The following is a 19222-nucleotide window of genomic DNA, read 5'->3' as shown; positions in this document are numbered from 1 at the left end:
TAACTTTCAGCTTCCATACACAACATAGCAGAAATGTATGACAGATCACTATTTTTGAAGCTTGTCACAGGACGTCATTATAGTGTGTGTCAGATCTCGTTTTCCTTAACCATGTTACATAGAATGTGCACGGAAATTTAACCTGCCTCATATTTGGAGCAAATATGGACCGCGTCCTTCATTTTGTACTGGCACTTGCCGTTGTTGCGATTCTCGCACTGCTGGTAAGCAGCGACCGCAAAAAAATTCGTATCCGTTATGTTATTCAACTGCTTGTTATCGAAGTGTTACTGGCGTGGTTCTTCCTGAACTCCGACGTTGGTTTAGGCTTCGTGAAAGGCTTCTCCGAAATGTTCGAAAAACTGCTCGGATTTGCCAACGAAGGGACTAACTTCGTCTTTGGTAGCATGAATGATCAAGGCCTGGCATTCTTCTTCCTGAAAGTGCTGTGCCCAATCGTCTTTATCTCTGCACTGATCGGTATTCTCCAGCACATTCGCGTGTTGCCGGTGATTATCCGCGCAATTGGTTTCCTGCTCTCCAAAGTCAACGGCATGGGCAAACTGGAATCCTTTAACGCCGTCAGCTCCCTGATTCTGGGTCAGTCTGAAAACTTTATTGCCTATAAAGATATCCTCGGCAAAATCTCCCGCAATCGTATGTACACCATGGCAGCAACGGCGATGTCCACCGTATCTATGTCCATCGTTGGTGCATACATGACCATGCTGGAGCCGAAATATGTCGTTGCGGCGCTGGTACTGAACATGTTCAGCACCTTTATCGTGCTGTCGCTGATCAACCCTTACCGTGTTGATGCCAGTGAAGAAAACATTCAGATGTCCAACCTGCACGAAGGTCAGAGCTTCTTCGAAATGCTGGGTGAATACATTCTGGCAGGTTTCAAGGTTGCCATTATCGTTGCCGCGATGCTGATCGGCTTTATCGCCCTGATCGCCGCACTGAACGCACTGTTTGCTACTGTGACTGGCTGGTTTGGCTACAGCATCTCCTTCCAGGGCATCCTGGGCTACATCTTCTATCCGATTGCATGGGTGATGGGTGTTCCTTCCAGTGAAGCACTGCAAGTGGGCAGTATCATGGCGACCAAACTGGTTTCCAACGAGTTCGTTGCGATGATGGATCTGCAGAAAATTGCTTCCACGCTCTCTCCGCGTGCTGAAGGCATCATCTCTGTGTTCCTGGTTTCCTTCGCTAACTTCTCTTCAATCGGGATTATCGCAGGTGCAGTTAAAGGCCTGAATGAAGAGCAAGGTAACGTGGTTTCTCGCTTCGGTCTGAAACTGGTTTACGGCTCTACCCTGGTGAGTGTGCTGTCTGCGTCAATCGCAGCACTGGTGCTGTAAAACCATACATAAAAAAGCCGGGGATCATTCCCCGGCTTTTTTACGCCTGTTAATCAGCTAATGGCTGCGGGCGACCAATCAAATACCCTTGCAGATATTGCACCCCGAGCTTATGCAATAGCGCCTGCTGCTGTTGCGTCTCGACAAACTCCGCGACCACACTCAATGACTTCGCTTTCGCCAGATCGGTAATTGATCTCACAATCATCGCATCCAGCGTGTTCGTGACAATATCTTTCACAAAGACGCCATCAATTTTGATGATATCAGCCTGCAAACGCTTTAACCGTTCGTAGTTGGCATATCCGGTGCCAAAGTCATCAATCGCAATCCGGAAACCAAACTTATGCAGCTGCTCGATGTTGTACATGCTGCTTTCTGCGTTAGAAAACGCCTGCTCCTCGGTGATCTCAAGAATGACCGACTGCGGGGAGATGTGATAACGCTTAAACAGACGAATAATCCGCCCGGCAATATTCTTTTGCAGCAGCGTGAGCGGCATTAAATTGACTGAAAAGCGCGGTCCTTTTTTGTCGCAAGGGTGTGTTGCCAGCCACTTCAACAAGGATTCCAGCACTTGCAAATCAAAACGCGCGCTAAGGTTAAACTGAGCAATAAGGGGCAGAAACTTATCCGGGGTCATAATGCCGCCGTCATATTTCAGTCGCGCGAGGATCTCATCATAACCTTCACCCTCTTTGTTGCGAATTGGCTGGGCGTAGAGCAGCAAATCACCCTGATCTAACGCCGTGCGAATGGTATTCAGCAATAGCACCTGTTTAGTGGTCTGCCCGGAAACCATCTCCTCTCTGCTATCCAGCGCCAGCACATGATGATGTGCGCAGGATTGCTCCGCCAGCCAGCTTAACTGCCCCAACAAGGGTTGCAGGGTTTCCTGATTTCCATCAAAACGCCCCCAGGCAGCACCATAGCCCATATCCAGCCCGGTATTGTTCCAGTGAATTTGCCGACTATTCAGGATGTTAACCATATGCTGGAGTCGCCCTTCCGTTTCCGGCCCGCTCAGCACTAACAGCAGTTCACTACCCGGCAATTGATACAACTTTTCGTTTTCCTGCATCAACGGCAGCAGCGTACGGCAAATTGAGCGGATACAGTGAACGCGCATCATTAAGCCGTAATGACGACTCATAAACTCAAGATTATCAATGCGCAGGCAGCAAAAACTCTTGCCCGCCTCTTGCTCCGGCGCTTGTTCCAACGCACGAAAGTTGGGTAGGAGCGTTAACGGATCTGTCAGCGCCTGCAAATGCCAGCGGCGATTAAGCCATTCACTGCGATGATAAATGCGCACCATATAGAGCAGGCAAACGCTAAAGGAAATCAGCACCGCAAGAATAAATGCCAGCGAATATTCGGTTTCCACCCCTTGCAAAAAGTTCTGGTTGTAATTCAGCAGGCAAAGCGTTGAAACAGCCCAGGTGAGATTTAAAAACGGATAGCGAAGCTTACCGACCCCGAGGGTAAAGATGATGAAGAAAACGGGTACCAAGTAACCGGCAATAAAGTCGTTTTCATAAGGTGTGCACAACAGAAGTAGCAGCACGCTTAACGCTGCCAGCCAGCTTAAGGTAAATGCGCGTTTCTCTTTGCCCAACGACGGAGCGATATCCCTGCGCCACAATATCTGCGCAAAGTGGGGACTTACAATCATGCGAGTGAGATAGTAGAAAAGCATGTTGTAAATCAGCACAGCGGTGAAAAGGCTTAGCAAATCAACGACCGTGAAAATGGCATCCGCATCGCCGAAAAAGGTGGATATCTTTAGCGGGAAATCAAAGAAGCTCCCCACAAGATACATGCTGCATTTGATGCCGATCGGCGTCACCAAACCAAGCCAGAACAGACGTTGCCAGACATATCGGCTGGTCAATCCATAACGCCAACGCGTCCCCAGCTGCCAGCGTAATATTGCGCAGGCACACAACACGACAAACGTCTGGCTACCGAGCATGACCGCAGTCTGTAAAAAAGAGAGATGAAAGTTCCACAGATTGGTGCAAAACATCCCGCATAAAACGGGAACGACACCGCGCCAGCCAAAGATAAACAAGATTGACAGCATTACGCACAGTGGCATCCACGCCAGAAAGATATAACTGGAATGGATAATGGCAAGTGGCGAAATAAAACGGGATAGCTGAATAAGTACCACGGTGAGCGTAAACGCTAGTGTGAATATCTTGATATTTTTTATCAGGTTATGCTCCACAAACATGAGTACACTACTCTCACTGATCGGGGTTTTCAGGCACACAAATAATAAGTTTATTCGCATCGCGAAGCAAACAGGGGCCAGCCTGTTGCCGATTTTTCATCCAATGATGCTTTCACCAGGCGGCGCTAACCCGGACGTAGACTGTATTACAAAAGCGGCAAAAAGCAGAGACAAAAAACCCCCGCTTTGCAGCGAGGGTTGGAAATTTGGTGGAGCTAAGCGGGATCGAACCGCTGACCTCTTGCATGCCATGCAAGCGCTCTCCCAGCTGAGCTATAGCCCCACGATGCGTTTACGTACCAAATTTGCTGGGTGCAAAATTTGGTGGAGCTAAGCGGGATCGAACCGCTGACCTCTTGCATGCCATGCAAGCGCTCTCCCAGCTGAGCTATAGCCCCGTCACGTAAAGCTTGTCGAGTTGACGGGCGGCATCATATGAATTCCGCCCGAATGTGTCAACGGCAAATTGCAACGTGTAGTTTCAATCGCTGAAAAATCAGGCAAATGAACAATTTTGGAAAACCGCTCGCATTCAGTAGTTATTCATGTCACGGTTTCCTGTAAAGTGGTGTTATAAAATGAACTACTAATAGACCCACATACATTCAGGGAATTGTTATGTTCAAGGAGAGGATGACACCAGATGAACTTGCCAGACTGACCGGCTATAGCCGCCAGACCATTAATAAATGGGTACGCAAGGAAGGCTGGACAACGTCACCAAAACCTGGCGTCCAGGGTGGCAAAGCCCGACTGGTTCACGTCAATGAACAGGTTCGTGAATATATTCGCAATGCTGAACGTCCAGAAGGTCAGGGAGAAGCGCCTGCCCTTTCTGGTGATGCGCCGCTTGAAGTATTGCTGGTGACACTGGCGAAAGAGATGACGCCAGTTGAACAAAAACAGTTTACATCCTTGCTTCTGCGGGAAGGGATTATCGGATTGTTACAACGCTTAGGGATTCGCGATAGCAAATAATATGAAAAGATTACGCAACAAAATGACCACCGAAGAACTGGCTGAATGCCTCGGTGTGGCTAAACAAACTGTTAACCGTTGGATCAGAGAAAAAGGCTGGAAAACGGAAAAATTTCCCGGCGTGAAAGGCGGTCGTGCCAGACTTATTCTGGTCGATACGCAAGTTTGCGAGTTTATTCAGAACACGCCAGCCTTCCATAACACACCAATGTTGATGGAAGCTGAAGAGAGAATTGCTGAATACGCTCCTGGAGCACGCGCCCCGGCGTATCGACAAATCATCAACGCGATAGATAATATGACAGACATTGAGCAGGAAAAAGTCGCGCAATTTTTGTCACGTGAAGGAATTCGCAATTTCCTCGCCCGTCTCGATATTGACGAATCAGCATAAATAAAAAACGGCAGGATATTATCTCCTGCCGTTTATCTTTTTACACGCTAATTACTGCTGATTTTCGCGTTCAGCAATAAAATCCAGCGCTTTGTTGATACGCTCGATACTGCGGGTCTTACCAATTGCGTGAACGGTAACATCCAGTGCTGGAGACTGCCCCGCACCGGTTACGGCGACACGCAGCGGCATACCAACTTTACCCATACCCACTTCCAGCTCATCCGCCGTCGCCTGAATAGCGTGATGAACGTTTTCAGCGGTCCAGTCAGTAATCGCGGCCAGTTTGTCACGAACCACTTCCAGCGGCTGACGCGCTACCGGACGCAGATGTTTTTTCGCCGCATCGGCATCGAACTCAGCAAAATCTTCGTAGAAATAACGGCAGCTCTGTGCCATCTCTTTCAGCGTCTTGCAGCGTTCGCCCAGCAGTTTCACCAGATCAGCCAGCTGCGGGCCGTTACGGGTATCGATATTTTCCTGCTCAATGTGCCACTGTAAGTGAGTAGCAACATACTCCGGCGGCAGCGCGTTAATGTAGTGATGGTTCAGCCACAGCAGCTTGTCGGTGTTGAACGCACTGGCAGATTTGCTGACGGCATTCAAAGTGAAGTATTTGATCATCTCTTCACGAGTGAAGATTTCCTGATCGCCGTGGGACCAGCCCAGACGCACCAGATAGTTCAGCAGTGCTTCTGGCAAATAACCGTCATCACGATACTGCATTACGCTGACTGCCCCGTGACGTTTGGACAGTTTTTTACCGTCATCGCCATTGATCATAGAAACGTGCGCGTAAACCGGCACCGGCGCTTTCAGGGCCTTAAGAATGTTGATCTGGCGCGGCGTGTTGTTGATATGGTCTTCGCCACGGATAACGTGGGTGATTTCCATATCCCAGTCATCGACAACCACACAGAAGTTATAGGTTGGGGAACCATCGGTACGGCGGATAATCAGATCATCCAGCTCCTGGTTGCTGAACTCGATCGGACCACGGATCTGATCGTCAAAAACAACAGAACCTTCCTGCGGATTAGCAAAACGCACGACACACGGTTCATCATCAGCATGATGCTCATGGCTGTGGCGGCAGCGACCGTCATAACGCGGCTTCTCACCTTTCGCCATTTGCTCTTCGCGCAGCGCTTCCAGGCGCTCTTTAGAGCAATAGCATTTATAAGCAGTGCCCTCTTCCAGCATCTGATCGATCACCGCATTGTAGCGATCAAAACGTTTGGTCTGGTAGTACGGACCTTCATCCCACTCCAGGCTCAGCCAGTTCATGCCATCCATAATGGCTTCGATAGCTTCCGGCGTGGAACGCTCAAGATCGGTGTCTTCAATACGCAGCACGAACTCACCGCCGTGGTTACGTGCAAAAAGCCAGGAGTAAAGAGCAGTACGCGCGCCGCCAACGTGCAGATAGCCTGTTGGGCTTGGCGCGAAGCGAGTTTTGATTTTCATGAAATGGCCTTACGTTTAGAAAGATGCCGACAACCGGCAAATCCTGGAAAAATTGAGTGGGCGATATTCTATCACTCCCGCCTGATTCCTCAATGTAGTTCGGGTTTCTACCTTACGCATTATTGTTTTCGTTGACAAATTGCGCAACACGGTCCGTTTTGCGATCATCTTGCTTAAATTTACGACGAACGAACAATTTCTTTAGAAAATGCGTTGACTCATTTTGAACTCTCCCTATAATGCGACTCCACACAGCGGGGGTGATTAGCTCAGCTGGGAGAGCACCTCCCTTACAAGGAGGGGGTCGGCGGTTCGATCCCGTCATCACCCACCAACTACTTTATGTAGTCTCCGCCGTGTAGCAAGAAATTGAGAAGTGGGTGATTAGCTCAGCTGGGAGAGCACCTCCCTTACAAGGAGGGGGTCGGCGGTTCGATCCCGTCATCACCCACCACTTTCTCGCCAGCTAAATTTCTTGTAAAAATGTGAAGTACCGAAGTGGGTGATTAGCTCAGCTGGGAGAGCACCTCCCTTACAAGGAGGGGGTCGGCGGTTCGATCCCGTCATCACCCACCACTTCGGGTCGTTAGCTCAGTTGGTAGAGCAGTTGACTTTTAATCAATTGGTCGCAGGTTCGAATCCTGCACGACCCACCAATGTAAAAAAGCGCCCTAAAGGCGCTTTTTTGCTATCTGCGATACTCAAAGATTCGAACCTGCAGCAGGTTTGAGTTGAGCGCAGCGAAACAACGGAGCCGCTCGCGGCGACGGCCCGAAGGGCGAGCGAAGCGAGTCATCCTGCACGACCCACCAATGTAAAAAAGCGCCCTAAAGGCGCTTTTTTGCTATCTGCGATTTGCGAAATTGCCTGATGCGCTTCACTTAGCAGACGACTATTTCCGGCAATTCCTGTCTCCTCACCTACTGTGTCAATGCAGCCAACAGCTTAACCATCGCGGGCGTCACCTGCTGTGTTTCATAAACAATATATAAATCTGCAGGGATGCGCTGTTTGAGCGGACGGAAAATGACACCTGGCCAGTTCATTTGTGCGTAGCTGTCCGCTATCAATGTGATACCAATACCCATACTGACCATGGCGAGTACCGTTTGCGGTTCATTAACTTCGCGAATAACAACCGGTGAAAATCCCACCTGCTGGCAAACTCGCTGCAAAAAATCCCAGTCAGTGTACACGGGCGGCATTGTAACAAAATACTCGTCACGTAGCGCTTCCAGCGGAACGGTGGAAAATGATGAGAGATGATGCTCTTCAGGCATCGCCACCAGAAACGCCGATTCATGCAACCGTAAGCTGGTAAAACCTGTCGGTGGTTCTGTCGCCATTCGCCAGATCCCGGCATCGAGTTCACGTCGTTCCAGCAGGGCCATTTGCATCGCGGGCATCTTTTCGCGAAAAAGAACTTCAACGTTAGGATTTTCCCTGAGGAATCGCCGCATAACCGGGCGCATCCGTCCCCACATAGCCGTTCCCACTACGCCGAGTTCAATCCGCCCTGCTTCTCCCCGACCTATTTGTTCAACCCGAGCCAATACATTATTAGCATTCACCAGCAATCGACGCGATTCTTCCATCAAGATTTTGCCCGCGTGTGTCAGTACGACGCTGCGCGAATGGCGAATAAAAAGCTGCGTGCCGAGTTGATTTTCCAGCTCTTTAATATGAATACTGAGCGGAGGCTGAGACATATTTAAACGCGCTGCTGCGCGGCCAAAATGCAACTCTTCCGCTACGGCAAGAAAATAACGGAGCAACTTAAGATCTGTTCTGTATACGCGTTCCATAATTAAGTGCTCCATATAATAAATACATCGTATTAAATTATCATGGCATAAAGTATTTCACCACCAGATATCCGACATACATAAACACAATGGATAATATACCTGGTAATACATTTGGTACAGGAATAGGCAAGCGCACGATTGTAAACAAAGCACCAATGCCAAAACCAACGCCGGAAGAAAATAAAATATCTTTCACTAATTAACCTTTATCATAAAAGCAGCTCTGAAGAGCAGAGCTGCGAATCCTTTTAATGAGCCACCGCTCGATGCTTTATCTTTTCAGGGTCATGATTATATTTAAACCCAAAGAAAAATATCACTGCGAGAAAAAGAGCATATCCTGCAAACACCAGCCAGATAGTTTGCCAGTCTTTTACGCCATCCACCGAAAAGTAATCTACTGCCATGCCACTCAGAATCGAGCCAACCCATGCGCCGACACCATTTACCATGGTCATAAAGAGCCCCTGCGCGCTGGCACGAATGCTGGAATCAACTTCCTGTTCGACAAATACCGAACCAGAAATATTGAAGAAATCGAATGCACAGCCATAAACAATCATCGACAGCAGCAGCAAAATAAATCCGGTTGTTGACGGATCGCCATAGGCGAAGAAGCCAAAGCGCAGCGTCCAGGCCACCATACTCATCAGCATGACGGTTTTAATGCCAAATCGCTTTAAAAAGAATGGGATAGTCAGTATAAAGCCCACTTCTGCCATCTGTGAAACTGACAGTAAAATGGAGGGATATTTCACCACAAAACTGTCAGCAAACTCCGGGTTACGGGCGAAATCATGTAGGAACGGATTACCAAAAACGTTGGTAATTTGCAGTACCGCACCCAGCATCATGGCAAAGAGGAAAAAGATGGCCATGCGTGGATTTTTAAACAGCACGAAGGCATCCAGACCCAGCTTGCTGGCAAGCGATGTGGTCGCTTTTTTCTCCGCAACCGGAATCTTCGGCAAAGTCAGCGCATAAGCCGACAGCAGCAATGACGCACCGGACGCGATATACAGCTGCAGACTACTCAATTCCAGATGCAGCAGGCTTACTGCCCACATCGCGACAATGAACCCCACCGTACCAAAAACGCGAATGGGCGGGAAAGCGGTCACCGGGTCAAGCCCTGCCTGGGCAAGACAGGAATAAGAGACGCTGTTCGATAACGCAATAGTCGGCATAAACGCCATCGCATTGACTAACATCACCCAAAACATCATATCCGGATCAGTTACGGATGCCGCATAAAAAAGTACGCCCGCACACACCAGGTGACACAGCATGTATGCACGTTCTGCGCGCAGCCATTTGTCTGCGATGATCCCCATTATACCAGGCATAATAATCGCGGCGATCCCTTTGGAACTGTAAACCATGCCAACATTAGCGCCGGTAAAATGAAGGGTATTAATCATGTAAGAGCCGAGGGTAACCAGCCAGCTCCCCCAGATAAAATATTGCAAAAAGGACATTACCTTTAAGCGCATCGCGATGCTCATAATCGTTTCCTTGTCGCATCATTTGGCCTCACCCGCGAGGCCGTTTCTTATTGTTTTTCTCAGGCAATTTTGCGCAGAAAGCCACAAATAAGGTTGATGAAGTTCTGCTTAGAGAGCTCCGCAGCCGCCAGCGTTTGCGCATGTGACAATTTCACATCGCTTAAACCTTCCGCCATATTGGTAATCGCAGAGACCGCAACGACTTTAAGGTCGCAATGGCGAGCTGAAATAACCTCAGGCACCACAGACATACCAACAACATCCCCACCAATAATTTGCATCATGCGAATTTCCGCCGCAGTCTCGAAATTCGGCCCCGGATACGAGACGAACACGCCCTCCGTCAGAGGGAAACCCTCTTCTTTCGCCACTTTTTGTAACAGTGCGCGGTATTCCGCATCGTAGGCATTTGCCAGTGAGAAGAAGCGCTCTCCAAAACGATCATCGTTAAGACCCACCATCGGCGTACCGGGCATGGTGTTGATATGATCTTTCAATGCGACCAGGCTGCCTGCCCCCACTTCCGGACGCAGCGAGCCTGCCGCATTGGTGCAGAACAGTAGCTCGCAGCCCAGCAGCTTAAAGGTACGAATTGCGTCAGTCATAATGGTCATTCCACGACCTTCGTAGAAATGTCCGCGACCTTTCATACATACCACCGGTACGCCCTGGAGATGGCCCAGCACTAACTCCCCCGCATGACCATGTACCGTACTTACCGGGAAGCCCGGCAGCTTTTCGTAGGAAATTGCGACAGCGTTCTCAATCTGATCGGCCAGCGCGCCGAGCCCGGAACCTAAAATAAAGGCCACTCGTGGCGTGAAATCAGGTTTATAAGTCTTGATAATATCTATGCAAAACAGCGGGTTATGAGAAAATTGAACCTGAGACATACATATCCTTTTTCTGTAGGGTGGAATCTAACGCCTTTTTATAGCGAGGTTGTCCCGGCTCTTACCAATACACTTTTCTCACGCATTCAATAGCGATTCGATATCGATGGATTTATATCTTTTCTCTATTAATCCACGGTAAAAACTGTATTGGCGATATTAATTCCTTTGCATTAACAATATGTCGTTTTTAGCAAACCACTTTATTAAGCAATCTGCTAATAACGATCGGCATAGGGAATTATGCTATGAAAAAACATCTTTTAACTCTGACACTTTCCTCTATATTAGCGATACCTGTTGTATCTCATGCAGAATTTAAAGGCGGTTTTGCAGATATCGGCGTGCATTATCTGGACTGGACCAGCCGGACTACCGAAAAATCGTCGACCAAATCACACAAAGATGATTTTGGTTATCTTGAATTTGAAGGTGGCGCTAACTTTAGTTGGGGAGAAATGTACGGGTTCTTCGACTGGGAAAACTTCTATAACGGTCGCCATAATAAACCAGGTAGCGAGCAGCGTTATACCTTTAAAAATACCAACCGTATTTACCTGGGTGACACCGGATTTAATCTCTACTTGCATGCGTATGGCACCTACGGTTCTGCGAATCGCGTGAATTTCCACGACGATATGTTCCTGTACGGTATCGGCTACAATTTCACCGGCAGCGGTTGGTGGTTCAAACCGTTCTTTGCTAAGCGTTATACAGATCAAACCTATTACACTGGCGACAACGGCTATGTCGCCGGCTGGGTTGCAGGTTACAACTTTATGCTGGGCAGCGAGAAATTCACTCTTACCAACTGGAACGAGTACGAGTTTGACCGTGACGCTACCTATGCAGCGGGTAATGGCGGTAAAGAAGGGCTGAATGGCGCAGTTGCACTGTGGTGGAATGCAACATCACACATTACTACGGGGATTCAGTATCGATATGCGGATGACAAACTGGGCGAAGATTTTTACCAGGATGCGATAATCTACTCCATCAAATTTAACTTCTGATTGATTACTGCCGGGGCTCCCGGCAGTATGAATTCACTCTATATCTGATACAACGGATCCCCTTCCCGACCAGCCATTAGCGCATTGCCCTGGTCTCGTACCACGTCCCATAACGCTTCAGCGGCGGTGGAAAGTGAACGGTTCTTCCTGCGCACCAGCATCAACTGGCGTTCAACAACCGGCGTAATGCGCTTTACCACCAGTGGGCTACCTTCAGGCAATGGTAGCGCCAGTGCGGGAAGAATACTGATGCCGATGCCTGCGGCTACCATCGGGAACAGCGTCGCCGGATGTCCAATCTCCTGCACAATATTCGCCTGAATACCATTGCGCGCCAGCGCTGCGTCAATCAGCGGTCGGCTGCCTGACGCGTAATCCTGCAACACCAATTTCGCTCCCTGTAATGCCTGCCAGGGTACATAATCTTCGACGGCCAAAGCGCTATCGCGATGGCAAAGCAGAAAGAAAGGCTCGGAAAGAATCGCTTCACATTGCAGATCGCCCACTGGGCCTGGATCGATGACGATGCCAAAGTCGACATCTCCCTGGCGAATACTTTCCATCACCCACTGCTGCGGACGATCGTGCAGGACAAACTGAATATCTGGATAGCGGCGATGGCTTTCAGCAATGCATTGCGGAATAAGATGCGCGGAAATGGTCTGGCTGGCAGCGACCCGAACTTTTCCGCTCAGTTGTTGCCCCATACGCCCGGTATCGCGCAACGTGCTGTTCAGTTCATCCAGCAGTCGCTCAAGACGCAAAGCCAGCTGCTGCCCTGCATCTGTAAGCACCACTTCACGCGTGGTTCTGTCCAGCAGGCGAACACCAGTATGATTTTCCAGTTCCTTCACACTGTGACTCACTGCCGACTGGCTCAGGCCGATACGCTCTCCTGCACGACTAAAACTTTTCTCCTGCGCTACTGTGACGAAAACCTTTAATTGTTTTAAAGAATAATTCATCTGTTTTCTTCATGAATGGATGCAATAAATCAATTTTATTTCTCAAACTGGAAGAAGCACAATAGAACCATCGATCATCTGGAGTCTTTATGAAACTTTTTCGTATCCTCGATCCTTTCACCTTAACCCTGATCACGGTGGTGTTGCTGGCCTCTTTCTTTCCGGCCAGAGGCGATTTCGTCCCCTTCTTTGAAAATCTGACCACCGCAGCGATTGCCCTGCTGTTCTTTATGCACGGCGCGAAGTTGTCGCGTGAGGCGATTATTGCTGGCGGTGGTCACTGGCGACTGCATTTGTGGGTAATTTGCAGCACCTTCGTGCTGTTTCCGATTCTGGGTGTACTGTTTGCCTGGTGGAAACCGGTAAATGTCGACCCGATGCTCTACTCCGGTTTTCTCTACTTGTGCATTCTCCCGGCTACCGTGCAGTCTGCAATCGCCTTCACGTCAATGGCGGGCGGTAACGTCGCGGCGGCGGTTTGTTCTGCGTCAGCATCCAGCCTGCTGGGGATTTTCCTTTCACCATTGCTGGTTGGTCTGGTGATGAATGTTCACGGTGCAGGGGGCAGCCTTGAGCAGGTCGGTAAAATTATGCTGCAACTGCTGCTGCCGTTTGTGTTGGGGCATCTTTCCCGGCCGTGGATTGGTGACTGGGTGTCGCGCAATAAAAAATGGATTGCGAAAACTGACCAGACGTCCATTCTGTTGGTGGTTTATACAGCGTTCAGCGAAGCCGTCGTTAATGGTATCTGGCATAAAGTTGGCTGGGGATCATTGCTGTTTATCGTGGTGGTCAGCTGCGTTCTTCTGGCTATCGTGATTGTAGTTAACGTCTTTATGGCACGCCGACTGGGCTTCAATAAGGCAGATGAAATTACTATCGTCTTTTGTGGTTCGAAAAAGAGTCTGGCAAATGGCATCCCGATGGCAAACATTCTGTTCCCCACATCGGTGATCGGTATGATGGTGCTGCCCCTAATGATTTTCCATCAGATCCAATTGATGGTCTGTGCGGTGCTGGCGCGTCGATACAAACGCCAGACCGAACAGTTACAGGCACAGCAGGAAAGCAGCGCCGATAAAGCTTAAAGCGGACGCTTCAGGGGCTGGACCAGTTGCGTCAGCCCCTCGGTTTTAATCAGCAGCGTGATTTGCATTAGCTCACCGAGCTTCCCTGCCGGGAATTCATCTTTGCGGGCAAACCACAGCAGATACTCCTCCGGCAGGTCGATTAAGCGACGCCCTTTATATTTGCCAAACGGCATTATCGTATTGGCTATTTCAATCAGCTGCTCTTTTTCCATCTCAGCTACCCAGCAAACGCAGCATTTCCGCTTCGTCGATGACTTCAATGCCCAGTTCCTGCGCTTTCGCCAGTTTAGAACCTGCCGCTTCTCCGGCAATCACCAGATCGGTTTTCTTCGACACGCTGCCCGCGACTTTCGCGCCCAGTTCAACCAGTCGAGCTTTAGCGTCATCACGCGACATCTGGCTTAAGCTGCCCGTAAGCACCACGGTTTTACCAGCAAACGGGCTGTCAATCTCTTCCGCGTTGATAACGATCGGCGCAGGCCAGTGAACACCTTCCGCCAACAGCTCGCTGATGACATTGCGGTTGCTTTCTTCGGCAAAGAAGTTGTGAACGTGGGATGCAACGACAATGCCAACATCAGGCACCTTTTGCAGCTCTTCAATCGAAGCGGCTTCCAGCGCTTCCAGCGTGCCGAAATATGCCGCCAGACCTGCTGCGGTGGCCTCGCCGACTTCACGGATGCCAAGTGCATAGAGGAAGCGAGCAAAGGTGGTTTCTTTCGCTTTTTCTAGCGCGTTAACCACGTTTTGTGCCGATTTTGGCCCCATACGCTCCAGTCCGGTCAGTTTGCCTGCGGTGAGTTTGAACAGATCTGCCGGAGTATGGACATATTCTTTTTCAACCAGCTGATCGATGATTTTGTCGCCCATTCCGTCAACATCCATCGCACGGCGGGAAACAAAGTGTTTCAGCGACTCTTTACGCTGCGCTCCGCAAATCAGGCCACCGGTACAGCGGGCAACCGCTTCACCTTCCACACGCTCAACGTCAGAACCACATACCGGACAATGCGTCGGGAATACAACCTCACGGGTATCTTCCGGGCGTTCAGAAAGCACGACGTTAACCACCTGCGGGATCACGTCGCCAGCGCGGCGAATCACCACTTTATCGCCAATGCGTAAACCAAGACGTTCGATTTCATCCGCATTGTGTAAGGTTGCGTTACTCACCAGCACGCCAGCAACATGGACAGGTTCCAGACGCGCAACAGGCGTAATCGCGCCAGTACGCCCAACCTGAAACTCGACGTCACGCACAAAGGTCATCTGCTCCTGCGCCGGGAATTTAAACGCTACCGCCCAGCGCGGGGCACGCGCGACAAAGCCAAGCTGCTCCTGCTGTTCCAGTGAGTTGACCTTAATCACCACGCCGTCGATATCAAAGCCCAGCGTCGGGCGGTCTTCTTCCACTTTGTGATAGAACGCCAGCACTTCTTCCGCCGATTCACAAAGCGTTACCCGATCGCTGACCGGCAACCCCCACTTTTTAAATTGCAGTAAACGGCCAAGATGAGTATCCGGCAGCTCGCCACCTTCCAGAACACCAACGCCATAGCAGAAAAAAGTGAGCGGTCGCTTCGCTGTAATACGCGGATCAAGCTGACGCAGTGAACCAGCTGCCGCATTACGTGGGTTAGCAAAAACTTTCCCGCCCGTGCGTCGCGCATCTTCGTTAATCTTTTCGAACCCCGCCTGCGGCAGGAACACTTCACCACGCACTTCCAGACGCGCCGGGATATTCTCTCCGTGCAGCTTCAGCGGAATAGCGCGAATAGTACGCACATTAGACGTGATATCTTCCCCGGTGGTGCCATCGCCACGGGTCGCGGCACTGACTAAAACGCCATTTTCATACAGAATACTGACGGCAAGGCCATCCAGCTTCAGCTCACAGCACCAGGTGACTTTCTCGTTGTTTTTCAGACGGTCCTGCACACGTTTGTTGAAAGCAAGAAAGCTTTCTTCATCAAAAACGTTATCCAGTGACAGCATTGGTACTTCATGGCGTATCTGGCTGAAAGCCGCCAGCGGCGCAGCGCCTACACGTTGGGTAGGCGAATCAGGCGTAATCAGTTCTGGATGTTTGGTTTCCAGCTCGCGCAGTTCGCGCATCAGCCTGTCGTATTCAGCGTCGGGAATTTCCGGCGCATCCATCACATGATAAAGATATTCATGATGGCGAAGCGTCGTTCGCAGTTCTGTCAGTTGTTGTTCGATTGATTCCATATCGCACCATCAATGCTAAAAACCCCCGACAAGCGGGGGTTCGAAGAGGAGTTAATTTGCCTTAAGTGTATCAGGCGTTGGCGTCTTTGACTTCGCGGATGATGTCCTGGTACTCGCGCAATTTCTGCGGAGTCATCATACGGCGCTGATCGTCAAGCACGACACCGCCCACTTCATCGGCAATATGCTGCGCAGATTGCAGCATCAGCTTGAAGTTCTGCAGCTCGTCACCGTAAGACGGTACCTGCATAAAGATGGTGACACCCGGAGTAGTGAAATCCTTCATTTCAGGATCAAAGGTTCCCGGTTTCACCATATTCGCCAGGCTGAATAACGCCGGGCCGCTGCCATCCGGGCTAAGATGACGATGGTAAATATTCATATCGCCAAAAATGAAGCCCGCTTGTTGAATGCTGTTAAGAAGCAGTTCACCGTTTAGCTCGCTACCGTGATGCGCCGCGACGTTCATGATAATCACCGCTTCTTTGCGCTTCGGTTTATCCATAACTGGAGCCGGTTCCGCTACAGGCTCAGGCTGTGGTGCCGCTACGGGTTCTGCAGGCTGGAAAGCCTGTTGTGCCGGTTGCGGTGCTGAATGCACAGGCTGCGGCGCTGGCGCGACCTGTGGCGAAACTGGCTGCTGCAACGGCTGTTCAGGCTGCGGCTGATAGGCAGGCTGCTGCACCGGCTGCGCTGGACGCGGAGCATGTTGCGGCGGTACCTGCGCTTCAGGCGGCTGCTGGACCGGTTGACGCGGCTGCGCAGACGCATAAGGCGGTTGGTACTGGTGTTGCGGCGACGGACGAGCAGCCTCATGCTCCTGAGCGTTAGCCGGGGCATGATTCACGCGGTGAACACGAACCTCACCAACGCCCTCATCATCTTCGACATCCTCGTCATAAGAATCGTCGTCACGTTTTGACTTCATTCGTTTTAATGGCCGATCGCGGAACATAGAAGATCGTTCTTTACGGCTGGTCCAGAAACCATGTACCAGTAAAGCGATTATGGCGATCGCGCCAACAATGATTAATATCAGACGCAAATCCTGCATCATTATATTCTCTGTTGTTCTAACACCTTGCCACCACGGCAAACATTTACTCACTAAGAGTATTTGCCGATTACCTCAAGTGCAAGTGCACTATTAACTTTCACAGCACAAAGATAGATGAAATCGTGCTTTTTGCTGTTTTTTCGAACATATCCTAACTGTCCATTGCGCAATTACCCGGTAAAATACGCAGAATTTTCCTGGGATTGGTCAAAAGGAGCTCATCCTGATTATGGTTTCATCATTCACATCTGCCCCACGCAGCGGTTTTTACTATTTTGCGCAAGGCTGGAAGCTCGTCTCGCAACCTGGGATTCGGCGTTTCGTTATTTTACCGCTGCTGGTCAATATTTTGTTGATGGGGGGCGCATTCTGGTGGCTCTTTACACAGCTCGATGTCTGGATCCCGACTCTCATGAGTTACGTTCCGGACTGGCTACAATGGCTGAGTTATCTGTTGTGGCCTCTGGCTGTCATCTCTGTGCTGTTAGTGTTTGGCTATTTCTTCTCCACGATTGCTAACTGGATTGCCGCTCCGTTTAACGGTTTATTGGCTGAACAACTGGAAGCACGATTGACTGGCGCTACACCGCCAGATACCGGGATTTTCGGTATCATGAAAGATGTGCCGCGAATCATGAAACGCGAATGGCAAAAATTTGCCTGGTATCTGCCGCGCGCAATTGTATTGCTAATTCTTTACTTAATCCCTGGTATTGGGCAAACCGTCGCGCCGGTACTGTGGTTCCTGTTTAGCGCCTGGATGTTAGCCATCCAGTATTGCGATTACCCCTTCGATAACCACAAAGTGCCGTTTAAAGAGATGCGCACCGCCCTGCGCACACGCAAAATCACCAATATGCAGTTTGGTGCTTTAACCAGCCTGTTTACGATGATCCCGCTGCTTAATCTGTTCATCATGCCCGTTGCCGTTTGTGGCGCGACGGCGATGTGGGTCGATTGCTATCGCGATAAACACGCGATGTGGCGGTAACAATCTACCGGTTATTTTGTAAACCGTTTGTGTGAAACAGGGGTGGCTTATGCCGCCCCTTATTCCATCTTGCATGTCATTATTTCCCTTCTGTATATAGATATGCTAAATCCTTACTTCCGCATATTCTCTGAGCGGGTATGCTACCTGTTGTATCCCAATTTCATACAGTTAAGGACAGGCCATGAGTAAGATTTTTGAAGATAACTCGCTGACTATCGGTCACACGCCGCTGGTTCGCCTGAATCGCATCGGTAACGGACGCATTCTGGCGAAGGTGGAATCTCGTAACCCCAGCTTCAGCGTTAAGTGCCGTATCGGTGCCAACATGATTTGGGATGCCGAAAAGCGCGGCGTGCTGAAACCAGGCGTTGAACTGGTTGAACCGACCAGCGGTAATACCGGGATTGCACTGGCCTATGTAGCTGCCGCTCGCGGTTACAAACTCACCCTGACCATGCCAGAAACCATGAGTATTGAACGCCGCAAGCTGCTGAAAGCGTTAGGTGCAAACCTGGTGCTGACGGAAGGTGCTAAAGGCATGAAAGGCGCAATCCAAAAAGCAGAAGAAATTGTCGCCAGCAATCCAGAGAAATACCTGCTGCTGCAACAATTCAGCAATCCGGCAAACCCTGAAATTCACGAAAAAACCACCGGTCCGGAGATATGGGAAGATACCGACGGTCAGGTTGATGTATTTATTGCTGGCGTTGGGACTGGCGGTACGCTGACTGGCGTCAGCCGCTACATTAAAGGCACCAAAGGCAAGACCGATCTTATCTCTGTCGCCGTTGAGCCAACCGATTCTCCAGTTATCGCCCAGGCGCTGGCAGGTGAAGAGATTAAACCTGGCCCGCATAAAATTCAGGGTATTGGCGCTGGATTTATCCCGGCTAACCTCGATCTCAAGCTGGTCGATAAAGTCATTGGCATCACCAATGAAGAAGCGATTTCTACCGCGCGTCGTCTGATGGAAGAAGAAGGTATTCTTGCAGGTATCTCTTCTGGAGCAGCTGTTGCCGCGGCGTTGAAACTACAAGAAGATGAAAGCTTTACCAACAAGAATATTGTGGTTATTCTACCATCATCGGGTGAGCGTTATTTAAGCACCGCATTGTTTGCCGATCTCTTCACTGAGAAAGAATTGCAACAGTAATGCCAGCTTGTTAAAAATGCGTAAAAAAGCACCTTTTTAGGTGCTTTTTTGTGGCCTGCTTCAAACTTT

Annotated in this window: 17 protein-coding genes, 6 tRNA genes and 1 other RNA gene; 12 read left to right on the top strand and 12 right to left on the bottom strand. The window is 49.9% G+C overall.

Features of this window, described 5'->3' with window-relative positions:
* Positions 1 to 164: 164 nt before the first annotated feature.
* Positions 165 to 1367, top strand: coding sequence for a nucleoside permease NupC (nupC, locus tag HGD79_RS22875; RefSeq protein WP_000376337.1), 1203 nt, complete (start codon positions 165 to 167; stop codon positions 1365 to 1367).
* A 49-nt stretch (positions 1368 to 1416) separates the two neighbouring features.
* On the opposite strand, the gene HGD79_RS22870 is transcribed toward nupC, so the two are convergent.
* The 3 genes from HGD79_RS22870 to HGD79_RS22860 all read right to left on the bottom strand — a co-directional run bounded on the left by HGD79_RS22870 (position 1417) and on the right by HGD79_RS22860 (position 4004).
* Positions 1417 to 3606: a sensor domain-containing phosphodiesterase gene (locus HGD79_RS22870; RefSeq protein ID WP_001368265.1), complete on the bottom strand. Its 2190-nt coding sequence runs from the start codon at positions 3604 to 3606 to the stop codon at positions 1417 to 1419.
* A 207-nt stretch (positions 3607 to 3813) separates the two neighbouring features.
* Positions 3814 to 3889, bottom strand: a tRNA-Ala gene (locus tag HGD79_RS22865).
* 39 nt (positions 3890 to 3928) lie between these two features.
* Positions 3929 to 4004, bottom strand: a tRNA-Ala gene (locus HGD79_RS22860).
* A 220-nt stretch (positions 4005 to 4224) separates the two neighbouring features.
* Here HGD79_RS22860 and HGD79_RS22855 point away from each other — a divergent pair.
* Together HGD79_RS22855 and HGD79_RS22850 are read left to right on the top strand one after the other, a co-directional pair.
* Complete coding sequence (locus HGD79_RS22855) at positions 4225 to 4584, top strand: YfeC-like transcriptional regulator (protein WP_000472021.1); 360 nt, start codon at positions 4225 to 4227, stop codon at positions 4582 to 4584.
* A gap of 1 nt (position 4585) precedes the next feature.
* Positions 4586 to 4978 (top strand): YfeC-like transcriptional regulator, encoded by a 393-nt coding sequence (locus HGD79_RS22850; RefSeq protein ID WP_000826503.1) that lies wholly within the window; start codon positions 4586 to 4588, stop codon positions 4976 to 4978.
* A gap of 51 nt (positions 4979 to 5029) precedes the next feature.
* Here HGD79_RS22850 and gltX read toward each other — a convergent pair whose 3' ends face one another.
* Positions 5030 to 6445: a glutamate--tRNA ligase gene (gene gltX / locus HGD79_RS22845; protein WP_000695655.1), complete on the bottom strand. Its 1416-nt coding sequence runs from the start codon at positions 6443 to 6445 to the stop codon at positions 5030 to 5032.
* A 258-nt stretch (positions 6446 to 6703) separates the two neighbouring features.
* Between gltX and HGD79_RS22840 the strand changes: the two genes are divergently transcribed.
* The 5 genes from HGD79_RS22840 to HGD79_RS22820 all read left to right on the top strand — a co-directional run bounded on the left by HGD79_RS22840 (position 6704) and on the right by HGD79_RS22820 (position 7257).
* Positions 6704 to 6779 (top strand) — tRNA-Val (locus HGD79_RS22840).
* A gap of 44 nt (positions 6780 to 6823) precedes the next feature.
* Positions 6824 to 6899: transfer RNA gene (locus HGD79_RS22835), tRNA-Val, on the top strand.
* Positions 6900 to 6945: 46 nt separating this feature from the next.
* Positions 6946 to 7021, top strand: a tRNA-Val gene (locus tag HGD79_RS22830).
* A 4-nt stretch (positions 7022 to 7025) separates the two neighbouring features.
* Positions 7026 to 7101 (top strand) — tRNA-Lys (locus tag HGD79_RS22825).
* Positions 7102 to 7131: 30 nt separating this feature from the next.
* Positions 7132 to 7257, top strand: a non-coding RNA gene (locus HGD79_RS22820) — RtT sRNA.
* A gap of 108 nt (positions 7258 to 7365) precedes the next feature.
* On the opposite strand, the gene xapR is transcribed toward HGD79_RS22820, so the two are convergent.
* Genes xapR through xapA form a run of 4 tightly spaced genes read right to left on the bottom strand, consistent with a single transcriptional unit; the run spans position 7366 to position 10651 of the window.
* Positions 7366 to 8250 carry a DNA-binding transcriptional regulator XapR gene (xapR, locus tag HGD79_RS22815; protein WP_001341600.1) on the bottom strand — a complete coding sequence of 295 codons (885 nt, stop codon included), beginning with the start codon at positions 8248 to 8250 and terminating at the stop codon, positions 7366 to 7368.
* A gap of 40 nt (positions 8251 to 8290) precedes the next feature.
* Positions 8291 to 8449, bottom strand: a complete 159-nt coding sequence (locus HGD79_RS22810) for a DUF1427 family protein (RefSeq protein ID WP_000651752.1) — start codon at positions 8447 to 8449, stop codon at positions 8291 to 8293.
* A 52-nt stretch (positions 8450 to 8501) separates the two neighbouring features.
* Positions 8502 to 9758, bottom strand: coding sequence for a xanthosine/proton symporter XapB (gene xapB, locus HGD79_RS22805; RefSeq protein WP_000020401.1), 1257 nt, complete (start codon positions 9756 to 9758; stop codon positions 8502 to 8504).
* Between the two features lie 59 nt (positions 9759 to 9817).
* Positions 9818 to 10651, bottom strand: coding sequence for a xanthosine phosphorylase (gene xapA / locus HGD79_RS22800; protein WP_000084573.1), 834 nt, complete (start codon positions 10649 to 10651; stop codon positions 9818 to 9820).
* Positions 10652 to 10899: 248 nt separating this feature from the next.
* Here xapA and HGD79_RS22795 point away from each other — a divergent pair, with 248 nt between their 5' ends.
* Positions 10900 to 11664, top strand: coding sequence for an outer membrane protein OmpK (locus tag HGD79_RS22795; RefSeq protein WP_000716421.1), 765 nt, complete (start codon positions 10900 to 10902; stop codon positions 11662 to 11664).
* Positions 11665 to 11702: 38 nt separating this feature from the next.
* Here HGD79_RS22795 and HGD79_RS22790 read toward each other — a convergent pair whose 3' ends face one another.
* Positions 11703 to 12629, bottom strand: coding sequence for a LysR family transcriptional regulator (locus HGD79_RS22790; RefSeq protein WP_001109794.1), 927 nt, complete (start codon positions 12627 to 12629; stop codon positions 11703 to 11705).
* 89 nt (positions 12630 to 12718) lie between these two features.
* Between HGD79_RS22790 and HGD79_RS22785 the strand changes: the two genes are divergently transcribed.
* Complete coding sequence (locus HGD79_RS22785; protein ID WP_000765587.1) at positions 12719 to 13717, top strand: bile acid:sodium symporter family protein; 999 nt, start codon at positions 12719 to 12721, stop codon at positions 13715 to 13717.
* Here HGD79_RS22785 and HGD79_RS22780 read toward each other — a convergent pair.
* The 3 genes from HGD79_RS22780 to zipA all read right to left on the bottom strand — a co-directional run bounded on the left by HGD79_RS22780 (position 13714) and on the right by zipA (position 17006).
* Complete coding sequence (locus tag HGD79_RS22780) at positions 13714 to 13932, bottom strand: DUF3820 family protein (protein ID WP_000410201.1); 219 nt, start codon at positions 13930 to 13932, stop codon at positions 13714 to 13716. The genes HGD79_RS22785 and HGD79_RS22780 overlap by 4 nt on opposite strands.
* A 1-nt stretch (position 13933) precedes the next feature.
* Positions 13934 to 15949 (bottom strand): NAD-dependent DNA ligase LigA, encoded by a 2016-nt coding sequence (gene ligA, locus HGD79_RS22775; RefSeq protein WP_000443665.1) that lies wholly within the window; start codon positions 15947 to 15949, stop codon positions 13934 to 13936.
* A gap of 70 nt (positions 15950 to 16019) precedes the next feature.
* Positions 16020 to 17006 carry a cell division protein ZipA gene (gene zipA / locus HGD79_RS22770; RefSeq protein ID WP_001297862.1) on the bottom strand — a complete coding sequence of 329 codons (987 nt, stop codon included), beginning with the start codon at positions 17004 to 17006 and terminating at the stop codon, positions 16020 to 16022.
* Positions 17007 to 17235: 229 nt separating this feature from the next.
* On the opposite strand from zipA, the gene cysZ reads away from it, so the two are divergent.
* Both cysZ and cysK read left to right on the top strand, forming a co-directional pair.
* Positions 17236 to 17997: a sulfate transporter CysZ gene (cysZ, locus tag HGD79_RS22765; RefSeq protein WP_000254843.1), complete on the top strand. Its 762-nt coding sequence runs from the start codon at positions 17236 to 17238 to the stop codon at positions 17995 to 17997.
* Between the two features lie 184 nt (positions 17998 to 18181).
* Complete coding sequence (gene cysK / locus HGD79_RS22760; RefSeq protein ID WP_000034402.1) at positions 18182 to 19153, top strand: cysteine synthase A; 972 nt, start codon at positions 18182 to 18184, stop codon at positions 19151 to 19153.
* Positions 19154 to 19222 lie beyond the last annotated feature (69 nt).

Origin of the sequence: Escherichia sp. SCLE84 (assembly GCF_012584495.1) — a bacterium.
Taxonomy (GTDB): Bacteria; Pseudomonadota; Gammaproteobacteria; order Enterobacterales; family Enterobacteriaceae; genus ECMA0423.
Note: the sequence above shows the minus strand (reverse complement) of the source record. Positions and strands in the feature narration are given on the sequence as shown.

Coding starts and splice junctions, on each gene's coding strand:
- zipA (WP_001297862.1), bottom strand. CDS start 17,006: ATGATGCAGGATTTGCGTCTGATATTAATCATTGTTGGCGCGATCGCC.
- gltX (WP_000695655.1), bottom strand. CDS start 6,445: ATGAAAATCAAAACTCGCTTCGCGCCAAGCCCAACAGGCTATCTGCAC.
- xapB (WP_000020401.1), bottom strand. CDS start 9,758: ATGAGCATCGCGATGCGCTTAAAGGTAATGTCCTTTTTGCAATATTTT.
- cysZ (WP_000254843.1), top strand. CDS start 17,236: ATGGTTTCATCATTCACATCTGCCCCACGCAGCGGTTTTTACTATTTT.
- cysK (WP_000034402.1), top strand. CDS start 18,182: ATGAGTAAGATTTTTGAAGATAACTCGCTGACTATCGGTCACACGCCG.
- xapR (WP_001341600.1), bottom strand. CDS start 8,250: ATGGAACGCGTATACAGAACAGATCTTAAGTTGCTCCGTTATTTTCTT.
- ligA (WP_000443665.1), bottom strand. CDS start 15,949: ATGGAATCAATCGAACAACAACTGACAGAACTGCGAACGACGCTTCGC.
- HGD79_RS22850 (WP_000826503.1), top strand. CDS start 4,586: ATGAAAAGATTACGCAACAAAATGACCACCGAAGAACTGGCTGAATGC.
- HGD79_RS22790 (WP_001109794.1), bottom strand. CDS start 12,629: ATGAATTATTCTTTAAAACAATTAAAGGTTTTCGTCACAGTAGCGCAG.
- xapA (WP_000084573.1), bottom strand. CDS start 10,651: ATGTCTCAGGTTCAATTTTCTCATAACCCGCTGTTTTGCATAGATATT.
- HGD79_RS22795 (WP_000716421.1), top strand. CDS start 10,900: ATGAAAAAACATCTTTTAACTCTGACACTTTCCTCTATATTAGCGATA.
- HGD79_RS22855 (WP_000472021.1), top strand. CDS start 4,225: ATGTTCAAGGAGAGGATGACACCAGATGAACTTGCCAGACTGACCGGC.
- HGD79_RS22780 (WP_000410201.1), bottom strand. CDS start 13,932: ATGGAAAAAGAGCAGCTGATTGAAATAGCCAATACGATAATGCCGTTT.
- HGD79_RS22870 (WP_001368265.1), bottom strand. CDS start 3,606: ATGTTTGTGGAGCATAACCTGATAAAAAATATCAAGATATTCACACTA.
- nupC (WP_000376337.1), top strand. CDS start 165: ATGGACCGCGTCCTTCATTTTGTACTGGCACTTGCCGTTGTTGCGATT.
- HGD79_RS22785 (WP_000765587.1), top strand. CDS start 12,719: ATGAAACTTTTTCGTATCCTCGATCCTTTCACCTTAACCCTGATCACG.